This window comes from Pseudonocardia sediminis (assembly GCF_004217185.1).
GTDB classification, from domain to species: domain Bacteria; phylum Actinomycetota; class Actinomycetes; order Mycobacteriales; family Pseudonocardiaceae; genus Pseudonocardia; species Pseudonocardia sediminis.
This window is the reverse complement of record NZ_SHKL01000001.1, coordinates 5,315,535-5,333,123: the sequence shown is the minus strand read 5'-3', so window position 1 is coordinate 5,333,123 and position 17,589 is coordinate 5,315,535. Positions and strand designations below refer to the sequence as shown.

The 17,589-nt window shown below is 72.1% G+C and carries 13 protein-coding genes; 5 read left to right on the top strand and 8 right to left on the bottom strand.

Annotation, left to right across the window (positions count from 1 at the left end):
* Positions 1 to 49: 49 nt before the first annotated feature.
* On the bottom strand, positions 50 to 1,414 hold the full coding sequence (locus tag EV383_RS24905) for an Nramp family divalent metal transporter (protein ID WP_130292176.1): 1,365 nt from the start codon (positions 1,412 to 1,414) through the stop codon (positions 50 to 52).
* 222 nt (positions 1,415 to 1,636) lie between these two features.
* On the opposite strand from EV383_RS24905, the gene EV383_RS24900 reads away from it, so the two are divergent.
* Genes EV383_RS24900 through EV383_RS31430 form a run of 3 tightly spaced genes read left to right on the top strand, consistent with a single transcriptional unit; the run spans position 1,637 to position 5,059 of the window.
* Positions 1,637 to 1,897, top strand: coding sequence for a hypothetical protein (locus EV383_RS24900; RefSeq protein WP_130292175.1), 261 nt, complete (start codon positions 1,637 to 1,639; stop codon positions 1,895 to 1,897).
* Positions 1,898 to 1,919: 22 nt separating this feature from the next.
* A complete protein-coding gene (locus EV383_RS24895) occupies positions 1,920 to 4,700 on the top strand; it encodes an FtsK/SpoIIIE domain-containing protein (RefSeq protein ID WP_130292174.1) in 2,781 nt (926 codons plus the stop codon).
* Complete coding sequence (locus EV383_RS31430; protein WP_165438496.1) at positions 4,697 to 5,059, top strand: hypothetical protein; 363 nt, start codon at positions 4,697 to 4,699, stop codon at positions 5,057 to 5,059. Before EV383_RS24895 ends, EV383_RS31430 begins: the two co-directional genes overlap by 4 nt.
* 21 nt (positions 5,060 to 5,080) lie before the next feature.
* Here EV383_RS31430 and EV383_RS24885 read toward each other — a convergent pair whose 3' ends face one another.
* The 6 genes from EV383_RS24885 to EV383_RS24860 all read right to left on the bottom strand — a co-directional run bounded on the left by EV383_RS24885 (position 5,081) and on the right by EV383_RS24860 (position 14,756).
* Positions 5,081 to 5,263: a DUF6104 family protein gene (locus EV383_RS24885; protein WP_130292172.1), complete on the bottom strand. Its 183-nt coding sequence runs from the start codon at positions 5,261 to 5,263 to the stop codon at positions 5,081 to 5,083.
* 64 nt (positions 5,264 to 5,327) lie between these two features.
* Positions 5,328 to 9,197: a multifunctional oxoglutarate decarboxylase/oxoglutarate dehydrogenase thiamine pyrophosphate-binding subunit/dihydrolipoyllysine-residue succinyltransferase subunit gene (locus tag EV383_RS24880; RefSeq protein ID WP_242623298.1), complete on the bottom strand. Its 3,870-nt coding sequence runs from the start codon at positions 9,195 to 9,197 to the stop codon at positions 5,328 to 5,330.
* Between the two features lie 213 nt (positions 9,198 to 9,410).
* Positions 9,411 to 10,190, bottom strand: coding sequence for a hypothetical protein (locus EV383_RS24875; RefSeq protein WP_130292170.1), 780 nt, complete (start codon positions 10,188 to 10,190; stop codon positions 9,411 to 9,413).
* Positions 10,191 to 10,380: 190 nt separating this feature from the next.
* Positions 10,381 to 12,006, bottom strand: a complete 1,626-nt coding sequence (locus EV383_RS24870; protein ID WP_242623297.1) for a flavin-containing monooxygenase — start codon at positions 12,004 to 12,006, stop codon at positions 10,381 to 10,383.
* Between the two features lie 27 nt (positions 12,007 to 12,033).
* Complete coding sequence (locus tag EV383_RS24865) at positions 12,034 to 13,653, bottom strand: flavin-containing monooxygenase (protein WP_130292169.1); 1,620 nt, start codon at positions 13,651 to 13,653, stop codon at positions 12,034 to 12,036.
* A gap of 71 nt (positions 13,654 to 13,724) precedes the next feature.
* The gene (locus EV383_RS24860) at positions 13,725 to 14,756 is read right to left on the bottom strand and encodes an LLM class F420-dependent oxidoreductase (RefSeq protein WP_423213663.1); all 1,032 of its coding nucleotides are present in this window, start codon (positions 14,754 to 14,756) and stop codon (positions 13,725 to 13,727) included.
* Between the two features lie 174 nt (positions 14,757 to 14,930).
* Between EV383_RS24860 and EV383_RS24855 the strand changes: the two genes are divergently transcribed.
* On the top strand, positions 14,931 to 15,911 hold the full coding sequence (locus EV383_RS24855) for an acyl-CoA desaturase (protein WP_130292167.1): 981 nt from the start codon (positions 14,931 to 14,933) through the stop codon (positions 15,909 to 15,911).
* An 84-nt stretch (positions 15,912 to 15,995) separates the two neighbouring features.
* Positions 15,996 to 16,898: a WcbI family polysaccharide biosynthesis putative acetyltransferase gene (locus EV383_RS24850; RefSeq protein WP_130292166.1), complete on the top strand. Its 903-nt coding sequence runs from the start codon at positions 15,996 to 15,998 to the stop codon at positions 16,896 to 16,898.
* 9 nt (positions 16,899 to 16,907) lie between these two features.
* Here the strand turns inward: EV383_RS24850 and EV383_RS24845 are convergent, their stop codons facing one another.
* Positions 16,908 to 17,525: a GyrI-like domain-containing protein gene (locus EV383_RS24845; protein ID WP_130292165.1), complete on the bottom strand. Its 618-nt coding sequence runs from the start codon at positions 17,523 to 17,525 to the stop codon at positions 16,908 to 16,910.
* Positions 17,526 to 17,589: the final 64 nt, after the last annotated feature.

The window sequence follows — 17,589 nt, the reverse complement described above, 5'->3', positions numbered from 1 at the left end:
GGTGGCCGCGATCGGGACCCGGCCGCCGATCACGGGCCCGGGGCGGGACTCAGAACAGCCGCTGCTGGACGTCGGTCACCAGCAGGGCCAGGAACAGCACCGACGAGATGCCCAGGATCGCGTTCGACAGCCACCCGGAGCGGCCCTCGGCCACCACCCGCTTGGTGTTCAGCAGGAGCAGCAGCGTGATGGCCAGGAACGGCATGAAGAACGAGCCCAGCACGCCGTAGACGAGCGTGAGCCCGAACGGCTTGTCGAAGAGCAGGAGCAGCATCGGCGGGAACGTCAGCCACAGCAGGTACCCGCGGAACGGAAGGCTCTTCTCCGCAGCCCGTGCCTCGTAGGCGCTCGGCCGTCCCGGGCCGTCGCCGGTGCGCTCGGGCACGGACTCGCCGGGCACGATCGCGTTCGGGGTGGCCGCGTCGGCGCCGACGTCGGCCTTGCGCCCGTGCGGCAGGCGGATCGTCCGGGTCCAGTCGGTGAACAGCAGCGAGACGCCGTTCCAGACCCCCAGCAACGACGTCAGCGTGACGGCCAGGAAACCGACCAGGAACAGGATCCGCGCGGGCTGGCCGTACAGCTCGGCGAGCCGGTCACCGAGCACGAGCAGGCCGGAGTCGGACTCGGTGAGGTCCTGCCCGAGCAGGATCGTGGACCCGACGATCAGCATCGACACCACGAAGATGCCGGTCATGATGTACCCGACGGCGTTGTCGAGGCGCATCATCGACAGCCAGCGCGGGCCCTTCCAGCCCTTCGCGAAGAGCCAGTACCCGTAGGACGCCATCGTGATCGTGCCGCCCACACCGCCGATCAGCCCGAGCACGTAGACCGTCGACCCGGACGGCAGCCGCGGCACCAGCCCGGAGAACAGCGAGCCCAGGTCCGGCCCGACCAGGACCGCGATCGAGACCACCGAGACGAACTTGAGGAGCACCAGCACGGTCATGAACTTCTCGAAGACCTCGTAGCGCTGCGCCCACACCAGGGCCAGGCCGAGCACTCCGGCGATCATCCCCCAGTACCGCACCGACAGGCCGCCGAACAGCGCGTTGAGCGGGAGCCCGACCGCCGACATCGCGGTCGCGCCGTAGACGAAGCCCCAGATCACGATGTAGACGCCGAAGAAGACCGTCGCCCAGTAGCCCAGCCGCCGCCAGCCGTCGAGCATCGTGGCGCCCGAGGCCAGGTGCCAGCGTCCGACGCCCTCGCCGAGCGCGAGCTTCACGGCCGTGCCGACGAGCGCGGCCCACAGCAGGACGGTGCCGAAGCTGGCCCCGGCCACCATCGTCGCGACGAGGTCACCCGCCCCGACCCCGGTCGCGGCGGCGAGCAGTCCGGGCCCGATCGCCCGGATCTTCGCCGACCCTGTCGGCGGCTCGAGGGTGTCGGGCTGCGCGGCGGGGGACGCCATCGTCACACTCCCAGGTCGGGGTCGTCGGAACCTCACGGTAAGCGGCCGAACGGCCCTGCCGGGGAACGAACCGGTCACGACTCCCGTTCACGGCGTCGCGCGTCACGCTCGGCTACGTTGCGCCCGGTGACGGCGCGGCTCACCATGATGACGGCGGTTGCGCCCTAGGTTGCACACGGCGGCCGGACGGAGAAGGTCGCACGCACTCGCACGGAGGGCCTCATGGCGAACATCGACGAGATCCGCGCAGGGATCGGACGGGCCAACCAGCAGGCCACCGAGAGCCTCGGCGCGCTGCGGCACGCCCGTCAGGCCATCCAGGAGGCCGGCGCCGCCTTCGCCCAGAACATCTACGGCACGGCCCAGAACGACGCCGACGACGCCCGCGCCCGTTTCGCCGCCGCGTCGGAGAAGATCGACGAGGTCGAACAGGCCCTCCAGATCGCGATGCAGTCCGCCGACGACGTCGCCGGCCGGCTGTGAGAGCCGTCGACCACCTCGTGTGATGGGCCGTCGCAGCGATCGGATCCGCAGCGCGTTCGCGGCGTTCCACGCGGCCGCCTCCGCCGCGCTCGGGTCCGCCGAGGCGCGCCGGGACGCGGCCGCGCGGCGGCACGCCGAGGTGCTCGCCGAGCTGTGGCTGCGCGAGACCGGGCACGACGCGGCACAGCAGGATCCGGGACTCGCCCGGGTGCTGGCCAACCCCCGGTTCGCCGACGTCTTCGCCCGGGTCGCCGACGACCGCGCGCACGCGTTCGACCGCTGGCAGGGCGACTCGCCGGCCGAGCTGAACGACATCGTCTCCGCCGCCGCGCCGGGTGCCGCCGGGGACCACCCCCGCGACTGGTCGCCGGACGCCGGCGTCGTCGAGGCGGTCGGGCCTGTCCCCGAGATGTGGGCCCTGGGCACCGGCTCGGTGGAGGGCGGCGCGCCGTTCCGCGTCGCCGTCCCGCTGCTGGACGGCGCGCACCTGCAGGTCGTCTCGACCCCGGCCACGCGTGAGCGGGCCGAGGCGATGGTCGAGGCGCTGGTGTTGCGGATGCTGCGCCACTTCCGGCCCGGCGTGGTGAACGTGCACGTGTGGGACGTCGGGCAGCTGGCCGGCGCGCTGCCGGGGCTCTACCCGCTGACCCGGACGGGCCTGCTGACCGTGCACGACCCGACGCGCCTGGAGGCGCTGCTCTCCCAGCTCGCCGACCGGATCCGCCGGGTCCAGACCCGCGTGCTCGCCGAGGGCAGCTCGTCGCTGAAGGAGCTGGCGCAGCGGACCGGGCGGCGTCCGGAGTCCTGGATGGTGGCCGTGCTCGTCGGCGGCGGCCGCGAGCTGCCGGAGGCGGAGCTGCGCCAGCTGCAGCGCGTCGCACGCGGCGGGATCGCGGCCGGCGTCGTGCTGGTGCTGCTCGACGTCCCGGCGGCGTTGCCCCGGCCGGTCGAGACGGTGACGTTCGGCGACCCCCCGGGAGTCGACCCCGAGGGCGTCCCGGCGCCGGTGCGGACGTCGCTGACCGGGCCGCACGTGCTCGTCGGGCCGGACGTCCCGCAGTCCCCGGACGCCGTCACGCGGATCTGCGAGCAGATCGTCGCGGCGCACGAGGAGTGGCGTGGCCGCCTCGGCGCGTTCCGCGACCTGCTGCCCGCCGACGGCGACCGGTGGACCGAGCGCTCGCACGACGGCCTGGTGACCCCGATCGGGGTCGCGGACGGCATCGACGCCGAGCTGCGCCTCGACGACCACTCGCCGCACGCGCTCGTCGGCGGGCCCAGCGGCTCGGGCAAGACGAACCTGCTGCTGGGCTGGATCACCGGGCTCGCCGCGCGCTACGGGCCGGACGAGGTCGAGCTGTACCTGCTCGACTTCAAGGAGGGCGTCTCGTTCGCCCAGTTCGCGCCCGATCCGGACGGGCGCCGCACGGACCGGCTGCCGCAGGCCCGGCTGATCGGCGTCAACATCAACACCGACCGGGAGTTCGGGCTCGCGCTGCTGCGCCACCTCGCCGCCGTCATGCGCTCCCGGGCCGAGACCGCGCGCCGCTTCGGCGCCACCAAGCTCGCCGAGCTGCGCGCCGAGCTGGCCGACCGCGACATCGACGACGAGCGCGCCCGGTTGCCGCGCATCGTCGCCGTCATCGACGAGTTCCAGTTCCTGTTCACCGGCCGCGACGCGGTCAGCGCCGAGGCCACCGCCCTGCTCGAGGACGTCGCCCGGCGCGGCCGTTCCCAGGGCGTCCACCTCGTGCTGGCCAGCCAGGACATCTCCGGCATCGACGCGCTCTGGGGCCGGTCGGCGATCTTCGAGCAGTTCGTGCTGCGGGTCGCCCTGCCCCGCGCGCGGCGGATCCTGGCCCAGGAGAACGAGGCGGCGCTGACGCTGCCGCGCTGGCACGCGATCGTCAACCACGACTCCGGCGTCGAGCACGGCAACCAGGTCGTCACGGTGCCGGAGGTCGGCGGGCCCCAGGTCCGCAAGGTGCAGCCGGACGCGTTCGCGGCGTTCCCGGACACGCCCGAGCCGGTCGTGTTCGACGGGGCGCGCGCCCCGGGCCACGACGCTCTCGCCGCACGCCTGCCGTCCGACGGTGTGCCACGCGCCCTGATCGGCCAGTTCGTCGACGTGGCGGGCAGCCCGGCGGCGCCCGAGCTCGGCGACTCACCGGGCCGCAACCTCGGCGTGATCGGCCCGGATCCGCGCGTCGCCGTCCCCCTGCTGTGCGCCGCCGCCGAGTCCTACGCCGCGACCCTGCCCGAGGAGGGCACCCGCATGGTGCTGGTGCCGCTGGCCGCGGAGGCGGTCGCGGCGGCGGAGGACCTCGCGGCCCGTCTTCCCGTCGACGTCGACAAGGTGTTCGCCGACGGGTTCGTCGCCCGCGTGGGCGAGCTCGCCGGGGTCGTCCGGGACCGGGCGGCCTCGGGCAGCACCGGCGGCGCACACCCGACGCTCGCGGTCGTGGTCTTCGGGGCCGACGTCGCGGAGACGATGCTCGACCGGACCGGTATGGAGGACCTGCGCTCGGTGCTGCGGCACGGCCCCGGTGTCGGGGTGCACGTACTGGGGTGGTGGCAGGGCGCCCAGCGGCTCAAGAGCCTCCTCGCGCCACCCGGTGCGGCGATCGACGACCTCGGGGCGTGGGTGGCGACCGGCGTGCAGGGGGCCGACCTGACGCCGCTGCTGGGTGGTGCGCCGGTGGACTGGCCGGCGTCGCCGGGACGGGGCCTGCTGCTCGACCGTGCCCGCCACGGACGTCCCCAGCTGGTGATCCTGACCGATCGGGGTGGTGGGCAGCGATGAGCGCCGTCGAGCAGTACCGCGACGTCGTCGCCCGGCTGGCCGGAGCCGTCGTCGAGCTCCGCGAGGTCGACGCCGCACGGGCCGAGGAGCTGCGCGGCGAGCTGCGGTCGGCCGAGCGCGAGCTGCACGCCGCCGGTGACGCGCTCGTCCTCGCCCGGGGCATGTTCGAGCTGCGCTGGGAGGACGCGCTGGCGCTGATGTGGTCGACGAGCGAACCCGGCAAGCCGCGGCCACGACCGGACCTCCGGGCCGACCCGACCGCTCACCACGAGCTGGAGAACAACGCCGACGAGGCCCTCGAGACGCTCCGCGCGTCGGGGGACCGCCGCCTGTTCCGCCGCCGCCCCAAGGACGGGTGAGGCGGCGCCGCGCGGAGGACCTCAGTCCTCGAGGTCGTCGGAGTCGTCGCGGGCCAGGAAGCTGGACAGGCGCTCGACCGCCGTCTCGAACTCCGGGTTCAGGTCGACGAACGTGCGCAGGCGCAGCGCCAGCCACTCGATGCTGACCTGCTCCTCGCCACGCCGGTCGACGAGCTCCTCGATACCGCGGTCGGTGAAGTACACGCCCTCCAACGTAGCGAAGCCGGTCGCGGGCGGTGCCCGCGACCGGCTTCGACGACGAGACGGGTCAGTCGCGCGAGAAGGCCTTGTCGATCAGCTCGGCCTGCTCGACCTCGTGCACCTTCGACGAGCCGGGTGCCGGGGCCGCCATCCGGCGGCGCGAGACCCGGGTGATCACCGACAGGCGCTCGGGCAGCTTCTGCGGCAGCTCCAGGCCGTAGTAGGGCCACGACCCCTGGTTCGCCGGCTCCTCCTGGACCCAGCGGACGTCGGAGGCGTTCGGGTAGCGGTCCATCACGGCCTCGATCTGGCGCAGCGGCATCGGGTAGAGCTGCTCGATCCGCACGATGGCCGTGTTCTCGATGGCCGTGTCGCCGTCCTTGCGACGCTTGTCGCGCGCCGCGGCCAGCTCCCAGTAGATCTTGCCGCTGCAGAACAGCACGCGGTCGACCGAGGCGTTCGGGCCGTCCTGGGTGCGGTACTCCGGGTCGTCGATCACCGGGCGGAACCGGCCGCCGGTGAAGTCCGACAGCGGGCTGACGACCTGCTTGGCGCGCAGCATCCACTTCGGCGTGAAGACCACCAGCGGCCGGCGCACCCCGTCGAGGGTGTGCTGGCGCAGCAGGTGGAAGTAGTTCGCCGGCTCGGACGGCAGCGCGACCGTCATCGAGCCCTCGGCGCACAGCTGCAGGAACCGCTCGATGCGGCCGGAGCTGTGGTCCGGGCCCTGGCCCTCCAGACCGTGCGGGAGCAGCAGGGCGACGTCGGACATCTGCCCCCACTTCGCCTCACCGGAGGAGATGAACTCGTCGATGATCGACTGGGCGCCGTTGACGAAGTCGCCGAACTGCCCCTCCCACATCACCAGCGCGTCGGAGTTGGCCACCGAGTAGCCGTACTCGAAGCCGACGGCGGCGAACTCGGACAGCGCCGAGTCGTAGGGCAGGAACCGGCCCTGGCCCTCGGCCAGGTTGCGCAGCGGGTAGTACTCCTCGCCGGTGTGCCGGTCGATCAGGACCGAGTGCCGCTGCACGAACGTGCCGCGCCGCGAGTCCTGCCCGGACAGCCGCACCAGGCGCCCGTCGACGGCCAGCGAGCCCATCGCCAGCAGCTCGGCGAACGCCCAGTCGACGTCGCCCTCGCGGGCCATCTTCGCCCGCTTGGTCAGCACGGGCTCGACGCGCTTGTGGACGGTGAAGCCCTCGGGCAGTGTGCCGTGCGCGTCGCCGATCCGGTGGATGATCTCCAGCGGGATCGAGGTGTCCAGGTCGGCCGGGACGCGCTGCTCCTCCTCGACCGAGGGGGAGACGACCGGCGGGGTCCTCTCCAGCTCGCGGACCTCGTTGAACACGTGCTCGAGCTGGTTGGAGAAGTCCTTGAGCGCGTGCTCTGCCTCCTCCATGGTGATGTCACCACGGCCGATCAGCGACTCGGTATAGATCTTCCGGACGCTGCGCTTGGCGTCGATGATGTCGTACATCGACGGCTGGGTCATCGAGGGGTCGTCGCCCTCGTTGTGACCGCGGCGGCGGTAGCAGATCATGTCGATGACCACGTCGTTGTGCCACTTCTCGCGGTACTCGACCGCGAGCTTGGCGACCCACACGCAGGCCTCGGGGTCGTCGCCGTTCACGTGGAAGACCGGCGCGCCGATCATCTTCGCGACGTCGGTGCAGTACTGCGAGCTGCGGGCGTGCTCCGGCGCGGTGGTGAAGCCGACCTGGTTGTTCACCACGACGTGCACGGTGCCGCCGGTGCGGTAGCCGCGCAGCAGCGCCAGGTTCAGCGTCTCGGCGACCACGCCCTGGCCGGCGAACGCGGCGTCGCCGTGCATCAGCAGCGGCAGGACGGTGAAGCCGCCGTCGCCCTTGTCGAGGATGTCCTGCTTGGCCCGGACGATGCCCTCGAGCACCGGGTCCACGGCCTCGAGGTGCGACGGGTTCGCGGTCAGCGACACGCGCGTCTCGCCGTCGCCGAACATCCGGAAGTACTTGCCCTCGGCGCCGAGGTGGTATTTCACGTCGCCGGAGCCGTGCGCCTGGCCGGGGTCGAGGTTGCCCTCGAACTCGCGGAAGATCTGGCTGATCGGCTTGCCGACGATGTTGGCCAGGACGTTGAGCCGGCCGCGGTGCGGCATGCCGACCACGACCTCGTCCATCTCCTGCTCGGCCGCCTTGTCCAGGACGGCGTCCATCAGCGGGATGACGGTCTCGCCGCCCTCGAGGGAGAACCGCTTCTGCCCGACGTACTTGGTCTGCAGGAACGTCTCGAACGCCTCGGCCGCGTTGAGCTTGGACAGGATGTACTTCTGCTCGTTGCCGGTCGGCTTCTGGTGCGGGACCTCGATCCGCTCCTCGAGCCAGGCCCGCTGCTCCGGGTCGGCGATGTGCATGTACTCGGTGCCGATCGTGCGGCAGTACGAGTCGCGCAGCAGGCCCAGGACGTCGCGCAGCTTCATGTGGCTCTGGCCGCCGAAGCCGCCGACGGCGAACTCGCGGTCGAGGTCCCACAGGGTCAGGCCGTGGCTGAGCACGTCGAGGTCGGGGTGCCGGCGCTGGCGGTAGTTCAGCGGGTCGGTGTCGGCCATCAGGTGCCCGCGGGTGCGGTAGGACTCGATCAGCTCGAGCACCCGGGCGGTCTTGTCGACCTCGCCCTCGGGGATGTCCTGCACCCAGCGGACCGGCTCGTACGGCACCCGCAGCGACGTGAAGATCTCGTCGTAGAAGCCGTCGTCGCCGAGGAGCAGGCGGTGCACCCGGCGCAGGAAGTCGCCGGACTCGGCGCCCTGGATGATCCGGTGGTCGTACGTCGAGGTCAGCGTGATGATCTTGCTGATGCCGAGCTGCGCGAGTCGCTCCTCGCTGGCGCCCTGGAACTCGGCCGGGTACTCCATCGCCCCGACGCCGACGATCGTGCCCTGGCCGGGCATCAGGCGTGGCACCGAGTGGTTCGTGCCCAGCGTTCCCGGGTTGGTCAGGCTCAGGGTGGTGCCCTGGAAGTCCTCGGCGGCGAGCTTGCCGTTGCGCGCCTTGGCGACGATGCCCTCGTAGGCGGCCCAGAACTGCGCGAACGTCAGGTTCTCGCAGCCCTTGATCGACACGACGACGAGCGAGCGCTGCCCGTCCTTGCCCGGCAGGTCGATCGCCAGGCCCAGGTTGACGTGCTCCGGCGCGACGACCGTCGGCTTGCCGTCGGTCTCGGCGAAGTGCCGGTTCATCGTCGGGAAGTCGCGCAGCGCCCGCACCACGGCGTAGCCGATGAGGTGGGTGAACGACAGCTTCCCGCCGCGCGTGCGCTTGAGCTGGTTGTTGATGACGATCCGGTTGTCGGCCAGGAGCTTGGCCGGGACGGCGCGCACGCTCGTCGCGGTCGGCAGCTCCAGCGACGCGGTCATGTTCTTGACGACCGCGTTCGCCGCGCCGCGCAGCGGCGTCGTGGTGACCCCGCCGCCGTCGTTCGCCTGCTTGGCGGCCTTCGAGGTGCTGCCCGCGGCCGGCTTGGCGTCGGTGCCCTTGGGGGCGGGCGCGCTGCCGTTGCCGCCGGCGGCGGGAGCCGGACGTGCCGCCTGCCGCAGCTTCTCGTCCCCCTCCGGGGGCTCGGCCTTCTTGACGGGGGCGGGCGGGACGTCGGCGGCGGAGCCCGAGGACGCGCCGGTGGTCCGCTTGCCGTCGTCCACCGCCCGCTGCGACGGGGCCGAGGTCGTGTCGCCGGTGGGGGTGTCCGCGCCGGTGCTGTCGTCCTCGGTGGCGGTGCCGCTGGTGACGCCGCCGGAGACGCCGTTGCCGCTGTTCGTCCCGGTGGTCTCCGCGGTCTTCGTGCCGGATGTCGCGGGGGAGGAGCCGTTGCCGGTGTCGGTACCACCAGGGCTGTAGTCGGCGAAGAACTCGTGCCAGGCCGGGTCGACCGCGTCCGGATCGTCCTGGAATCGCTGGTACATCTCCTCGACGAGCCACTCGTTGGGGCCGAACCCGCTCGCCTGATGGGAAGTACTGCTCGATGACACGCTACGTCAACCGCCTTGATCAGCTGCTCGAAAGTTGTCGCGACCGGCGTCCAGGTTAGTCCTCCGTGAACGGACACAGGGACGGAGGACGTGCCTACCTCGTCACCGGATCGATACGGAGACGATTCAGCGCCGGCACGGACCCTCTCAGAAGCCCGGCAGCGAGCCCAGACCGTCGACGACCGACGTCGACACGGCCGTCTCGGCGATGACGGTGCCGACCGGCGGACCGACCCGGGCCGGGCGCCGCACGGTGTCCCGCTCGCCGGCGTACTGGCCGTCGACGGGGGAGATCAGCAGCTCGCTGCGGACCGGGCCCTCGTCGTGGATCAGCGCCGTGTGGACCTCGCCGTCGAGGTTCGCGGCCTCACCGACCGAGACGGCGGGCAGCTCGCGCAGCGCCGCGTAGAGGACCGAGCGCAGCTCGGCCGGGACGGCGCAGGTGCGCAGCGCGTCGACGGCGCTCTGGAACGGGCCGGTGTAGCCGCGTCCGGGCGGGCTGTCGTCGACCAGGCGGCGCAGCAGCGCGTCGGGGTCGCGCGGGAGAGCGGCCAGGAACGCCGGGGTGGGCGCGACCCAGCACCCCGGCCGCGCGGCCGGGGTGTGCCCGTGCAGCTCGGCGTAGAAGTCGCCGTAGGGGGCGCGGAAGCGGCCGGTCGGGAACTGGTCGGCGAGGGAGAACCCGGCGTCGACGGCGGCCGCGCCGTCGCCCGAGAGCCAGAACATCCGGCCGGTCAGCTCGCGGTCGAGCAGCCAGTCCTGGGCCGGGTCGGCCGGGGTCCACTGCTGGTGCAGGTGCTCCGAGTAGTGGACGTGCAGGTCGTCGGCGGCGAAGAACGTCCCCATCCACCAGGCGTGCGTCGCGGTGTGCCGGTACTGGCCCGGTGCGATCGGTTCGTCGGAGGTCCGGATGGCCAGCTCGAGCAACGTGCGCTCCTCCTCTACCCGGTTCCCTGCCGACGGCCGGAGATCGCGGCCTCGGGCGTGGAACACGTGGACGACGTCACACATTGTGGAACGAGCCGGATACGCGTGGTGACCCGGCCCCGCCAATTGCGCCGTCCGGCGCAAGGGTGACACGGCCGAAGGGGCCAGCCCGGCAGGGCACGCCGTGCACTCAGGCCCGCGCCGGTTCCAGCACGAAACCGCGGTACCCGTCCTCGGCGACGTCGGTGCAGGTGCGGGTGTAGCGGGCGAAGCCGCCGGCGTAGGGCATGAACACCCGGGGCTTGCCGGGCACGTTGGCACCGAGGTACCAGGAGCTCGCCGCGCGCGGTAGCAGCGTCGCCTCCGCGGCCTCCTGTACGTGCTCGCCCCACGCCCGCTCGGCCTCGGGGTCGGCCTCGATCCGGTCCACCCCGTGCTCGCGCAGGTGCGCCAGGCAGCCGGTGATCCAGTCGACGTGCTGCTCGATCGTGGTGGGCATGTTCGTCAGCACCGACGGGCTGCCCGGGCCGGTGATGGTGAACAGGTTCGGGAACCCGCTCACCTGCAGCCCCAGGTAGCCGCGCGGCCCGGCCGCCCAGGCCTCGCGCAGCGTGGTGCCGCCGGTGCCGGTGATCTCGAACGAGAGCAGCGGCCCGGTCATCGCGTCGAACCCGGTGGCGAACACCAGGTGGTCGAGCTCGATCACGCCCTCCGACGTCCGGACGCCGGCGGGCACGATCTCCTCGATCGGCGTCGCCTTCACGTCGACCAGGCTCACGTCGTCGCGGTTGTAGGTCTCGAAGTAGTGCGTGTCGATCGGCGGGCGCTTGGTGGCGAAACCGTGGTCGCGCGGCACCAGCTTCTCGGCGGTCTCCGGGTCGTCGACGACGTCGCGGATCCGGTCCCGCAGGAACTCCGAGGCGGTCTCGTTCGCGTCGGGGTCGGCGAGCAGGTCGCGGAAGGACGCCCGGAAGCGCAGCCCGCCGCGGTCCCACGCCTCTGCGTAGATGCGGTCCCGCTCCTCGGGGGTGGCGTCGAGTGCGGACCGGTCGCTGACGACGAACGGGTGCCCGTTGGTCGACGCCGCCTGCACGGCCCGGATGTCGTCGTAGGACGCCTTGTAGGCCGCGGACTCCTCGGCGCTCAGCGGCCCGTTGCGGGCCGGGATGGAGTAGTTCGCGGTCCGCTGGAACACCGTCAGGTGGGCTGCGTCCTCCGCGAGCACCGGGATGGCCTGGATGCCGGTGGACCCGGTGCCGACGATGCCCACCCGCTTGCCGGTGACGTCCACGCCCTCGTGCGGCCACCGCCCGGTGTGGTTCCACCGCCCGGCGAAGGTCTCCAGGCCGGGGATGTCGGGCACGTTCGCCGCGGACAGGCAGCCCACCGCGGTGATCAGGTACCGGCAGGTCAGGGTGTCGCCGGCGTCCGTGGTCACCGCCCAGGACCGGGAGTCCTCGTCGTAGCGCGCCGCCGTGACGGCCGTGTCGAACCGGATGTCACGGCGCAGGTCGAAGCGGTCGGTGACGTGGTCGAGGTAGCGCTTGATCTCCGGCTGGCGGGGGTAGCGCTCGGTCCACTCCCACTCCTGTTCCAGCTCTTTCGAGAAGGCGTAGCAGTAGTAGTAGCTCTCGGAGTCGCAGCGCGCGCCCGGGTACCGGTTCCAGTACCAGGTCCCGCCGACGCCGGACGCGCGTTCGAGGACGAGCGCGCCCATCCCCAGCCCGCGCAGCCGGTGCAGCATGTAGAGCCCGGCGAACCCGGCTCCGACGACGACGGCGTCCAGGTCCGTGGTGGTCTTCTTCTCGGACGACACGGTGCTCCTCCTGCGGGGACGGACGGGTCAGGTGCTGAGGGCGAACCCGGGGTAGCCGCGTGCGGCGACGTCGTCGCAGAGGCGGGTGTAGGCGCCCAGGCCCCCGGCGTAGGGCATGAACACCCGCGGCTTGCCGGGGACGTTCGCCCCCAGGTACCAGGACGACCCGGCGAGCGGCAGCAACGTCCTGTCCGCGGCCGCATTGACGTGGTCGACCCACCGGTCCTCGGCGTCGGGCTCGGCCTCGATGAGGGTGGCGCCGCGCTCGTCGAGGTGCACCAGGGCCTCGGCGATCCAGTCGACGTGCTGCTCGATGCACGTCGGCACGTTCGCCAGCACCGACGGGCTGCCCGGCCCGGTGATCGTGAACAGGTTCGGGAACCCGGCGGTCTGCAGCCCGAGGTAGGTGCGCGGCCCGGCCGCCCACTTCTCCGACAGCGCCAGGCCGTCGCGGCCGTGGATGCCCATCCGCAGCAGCGGCCCGGTCATGGCGTCGAACCCGGTCGCGAACACGATGGTGTCGAGCGGGTGCTCGGCCGACTCCGTGCGGATCCCGGCCGGGGTGATCTCGACGATCGGGTCCGACCGGACGTCGACGAGCGTCACGTCGTCGCGGTTGTAGGTCTCGAAGTATTCGGTGTCGATCGGCGGGCGCTTGGCCGCGAACGGGTGGTCGAACGGGAGGAGCTTCTCCGCCGTCGCCGGGTCCGTCACGACCTCGCGGATCTTCGAGCGCAGGAAGTCCGACGCCGCGTCGTTGGCGGCCTTGTCCACCATCATGTCCGAGAACGCGGCCCGGAACTGCAGACCCCCGCGGGCCCAGCCGTCCTCGTAGATGCGGGTGCGCTCCTCGTCGGGGACCGACAGGGTCGCGCGGTCGGCGATCAGGTACGGGTGCCCGTTGGTCGAGGAGCGCTGCAGCCGCCGGATCGCGCCGTAGTGGGCCTTGAAGCTCGCGTTGTCGGCCTCGGTCAGCGGACGGTTGCGCGCGGGGATGGAGAAGTTCGGGGTCCGCTGGAACACCGTCAGGTGCGACGCCGGCTCGGCCAGCTTCGGGATGACCTGGATGCCGGTGGACCCGGTGCCGATCACACCGACCCGCTTGCCGGTGACGTCGACGCCGTCGTGCGGCCAGCGCCCGGTGTGGTGCTGCTCCCCGGCGAACGACGCGCGGCCGTCGATGTCGGGGACGTTCGCCGAGGACAGGCAGCCCACGGCGGTGATCAGGAACCGGGCGGTGAGCACGTCACCGGTGTCGGTGCGGACCTCCCAGTCGCCGTGGGCGTCACGGAACGACGCCGCGGTGACCGTGGTGCCGAAACGGATGTCGCGGCGCAGGTCGAACCGGTCGGCGACGTGGTCGAGGTAGCGCAGCATCTCCGGCTGGCTCGGGTAGCGCTCGGCCCACGTCCACTCCTGCTCGAGCTCGGGGGAGAACGAGTAGGAGTAGGACCAGCTCTCGGAGTCGCAGCGCGCGCCCGGGTACCGGTTCCAGTACCAGGTGCCGCCGACCCCGTCGCCGGACTCCAACACGACGGCGTCCAGGCCGAGGCCGCGCAGCCGGTGGAGCATGTACAGACCGGAGAAACCGGCCCCGACGACGATCGCGTCGAGGGCCGGTCCCCGGGTGCCCTGCGGAACGGTCATTGTTCCTCCCGCAGGTCAATCCATCACAGGACCCGTACGCGGGCAACACGGGTACGGGAACACGGAACCGCCTAGGAGATCCACTCTTTCAGCCGCGAGAGCAGCTTCGGCGAGTCCTGGGTCATCGGGTTGACGTGCAGGTAGGTGATGCCGGCCTCGCGCAGCGCTGCGATGCGCTCGCGGACGTGGCCCTCCGGTCCGATCAGGGTGACCTTGTCGATGAAGTCGTCGGGGAGCGCCGCCATGGCCTCCTCCTTCTTCCCGTCCAGGTAGAGGTCCTGCACGAGCTTCGCCTCGGCCTCGTAGCCCTGCTTGGCGAACACCGTGTTGTAGAAGTTCTTCCCGCGCGCGCCCATGCCGCCGATGTAGAGGGCGTACATGCCGCGGGCGGCCTGACGCGCCGGCTCGAACATCTCCTCCTCGATCGCGCAGACGCCGCCGCCGGCGATCTGCAGCGGACCGAGCTCCGGGTCGCGCTTCGCGAAACCGGCGTCGAGGGCGTCGCCGAAGACGTCGCGGATCTTCTCCGGGAGCACGACGTGCGGCAGCCAGCCCTGGGCGAGCTCCGCGGTCATCGTCAGGTTCTTCTCGCCGAGCGCGGCGACCCAGATCGGGATCGAGTCCCGCTTCGGGTGGTTGATCAGCTTCAGCGGCTTGCCGAGGCCGGTGCCCTCCCCGGCCGGCAGCGGGATCTTGTAGATGCCGTCGCTGTGCACCTTCTCCCGGCGCCAGGTCTGGCGGCAGATCTCGATGATCTCCCGGGTGCGCCCGATCGGCTTGTCGTAGGGGACGCCGTGGAAGCCCTCGATCACCTGTGGGCCGGACGCGCCCAGGCCCAGGTTGAACCGGCCGCCGGACAGCGCGTCCAGGCCGGCCGCCGTCATCGCGGTCAGGGTCGGGGTGCGGCTGTAGATCGGCAGGATCGCGGCGCCGATCTCGACCCGCTCGGTGCGCGCGGCCAGGTAGCCCAGCAGCGAGACGGCGTCGAAGCTGTAGGCCTCGGCGGCCCAGATGGCGTCGAGACCCGCCTTCTCCAGCCCGGTCACGGCGTCGGCGTTGCGGATGGGGTCGTCCCCGTACGGGAGGATCGTGGAGAGCTTCACGCGCATGTGACTAGCCCAGTGGTTACTCGCCGGTCAAGTTGTGCCGGTCGAGTTGCGCCGCTCACACCCCGGAGCGGTTCGGGTTACGCACATCACGCCTTCTGCCGCAACCCGAGGCCGGATAGGGGGGATTACCGCACTGTCTCCCCGTCCGGAGTCGGGTGTCCTTGAATCATGACCCTCGAGGCCGCACCTCCCCGCACTCAGACCGGCACCGCGCCGGCCCCCGGCAAGGCACCGACCACGCTCGGCAGGACCCCCGCCGCCGAGACCCTCCTGGTCGGCATCTTCGTCGCCGTCCCGATGCTGGCTCTGATCGCCGCCGTCCCGTTCGCCTGGGGCTGGGGGCTGAGCTGGCTCGACGTCGGCCTCGCCTTCGTCTTCTACGTCGCCTCCGGCCTCGGCATCACGGTCGGGTTCCACCGCTACTTCACGCACGGCTCGTTCAAGGCCAAGCGCCCGCTGCGGATCGCGCTCGCCGTCGCCGGCAGCCTCGCGCTGCAGGGCGGCGTCATCGACTGGACGGCCGACCACCGCCGTCACCACGCGTTCTCCGACAAGGAGGGCGACCCGCACAGCCCGTGGCTGCACGGCGAGAACGTGGCCGGGCTGGCGAAGGGCTTCTGGCACGCGCACACCGGCTGGCTGTTCACCAAGGAGGTGACCAACCAGAAGCGCTACACCCCGGACCTGCTCGAGGACCGCGACATCGCGCTCGTGCAGAAGCTGTTCCCGGCGATCGTCGTGGTGAGCCTGCTGCTCCCCGCCGCCATCGGTGGCCTGGTGACCATGTCCTTCTGGGGCGCCTTCACCGCGTTCTTCTGGGCCGGTCTGGTCCGAGTCTCGCTGCTGCACCACGTGACCTGGTCGATCAACTCGATCTGCCACATCTGGGGCGAGCGCCCCTTCGCCGCCCGTGACCGGTCGGCCAACGTCTGGTGGCTCGCGGTGCTGTCGTTCGGCGAGTCGTGGCACAACCTGCACCACGCCGACCCGACCTGCGCCCGCCACGGCGTGAAGAAGGGCCAGGTCGACATCTCGGCCGCCGTCATCCGCGGCTTCGAGAAGCTGGGCTGGGCGAGCAACGTCCGCTGGCCCACCACCCGCCGGCTGGAGAAGCTGAGCAAGCCGAAGGTCGAGGCTGCCGCAGCCTGACCGCGACCTCGTAGGGACATACGGGCCGTACACCCCCACCCGGGGTGTGCGGCCCGTTCCGCGTTCCGGGGTCACCATGGGCGGATGGACGACGGACGGCGGCGGCACTTCGGGCGGTTCTACGGGCTGACGCCCCTGCCGGACGGGCCGGTGGCGCTGGTGCACGGGAACTGCCAGGCCGAGTCGCTGCGGGTGCTCCTCGCGGGGTCGCCGACGTTCCCGCTGACGGCCGTCCGGATCCCGCCGGTGCACGAGCTCACCGCCGACGACCTGCCACACCTGCACGCGCTGCTCGCCCGCACCCGTCTGCTCGCCAGCCAGCCCGTCCGCGACGGCTACCGCGACCTCCCGACCGGCACCGGCGACCTCGCCGCGCACCTCCCGGCCGGAGCCTCCGTCGTCCGCTGGCCGGTGATCCGGCACCCGGCCCTGCACCCCTGGTCGGCGATCGTGCGTCACCCGGACGACCCGTCCGCCGTCCCGCCCGGGGTGCCCTACCACGACCTGCGCGCACTGGCCTCCGCCGCGGGACGTGTGCCCGGCCCGGCACCGTCGCCCGGGGACCTGCGTGAGGTGGGGGACCGCGGGATCGCCGAGCTGGCCCGGCGCGAGGGCCGGGACACCGACGTCGGGGTGTCGGACCTGCTCGACGGCCTCGGTGCCGCCGCGGCGCACACGCTCAACCACCCCGGCAACCCCGTGCTGATCGCACTGGCCCGCCGGATCCAGTCCGCGGCCGGCGCCCCGGCCGACGCCTCCGACCCGGGGCGGGAGCTGCTCGGCGGCATCCGTTCCCCGCTGACGGCGCCGGTGATCGAGGCGCGGTCGCTGGACGCCGAACCCCGGCTTTCCTGGACGGTCGGGGACCGCCGGATCAGCGAGGAGCAGGTGCAGCGGGAGCAGATCCGCTGGTACGCGACGCATCCGCAATGGGTCGAGGCCGGCCTGTCACGGCACGCGGAGACGATCCGCCTGCTGGGGCTGTAGCCCGCCGCGTCAACGCGGGGCGACGGGCTGGCGCAGGATCGTCCGGAGCTTCGACGGCTCCACGCGGCGGGAGTCGCTGAGGTAGATCTCGTGGTGCCGCCCGGTCATGGTCAGGCCGTGGGCGGGGACGAACTCGTGATGCATCCGGCGGAGCAGCCCGGCCTCGTCGTCGTAGGACCCGATGTGCAGCGCCTGGACGCACAGACCCTCGGACAGGGTCTCCATGCGTACGTCGCCGAGACGGGCGGGACGGTCCTTCGCGGCGACCTTCGCCCGGGCCGCGGCGAGCATCTCCTCGCTCGTCCAGTCCGGCACCATGATCATCAGCGTCCAGTCCCACCGCGTCTTGTCCCGGGCGTCGGTGTAGGTGTCCATGTCCTCGGCCCACCACAGGCCTTCGAGCGGCATCACGACGTGGTCGCGGCCCAGCTCCTTCCTGCTCGCGAACTTCAGCGCGTAGGCGACGGGGTAGAGCGTCGACACCGCCTCGGCGAAGGCCGCGGTGTTGGGGTCGCCGTGGCCGTCGAGCATGAGATAGCGCAGGTCCGGCACCTCGACGAGGGCGGGCGTGTCGCGCTTCGCCCGGTAGCAGTCGAGGGTCCGCTTGAAGTCGACCTTGTCGGTCATGCCCGCTCCCGGCTCCGGTGTCCGCCCGACCGCCGCCGAGCGGTACACCACGGTTCTTCGATCA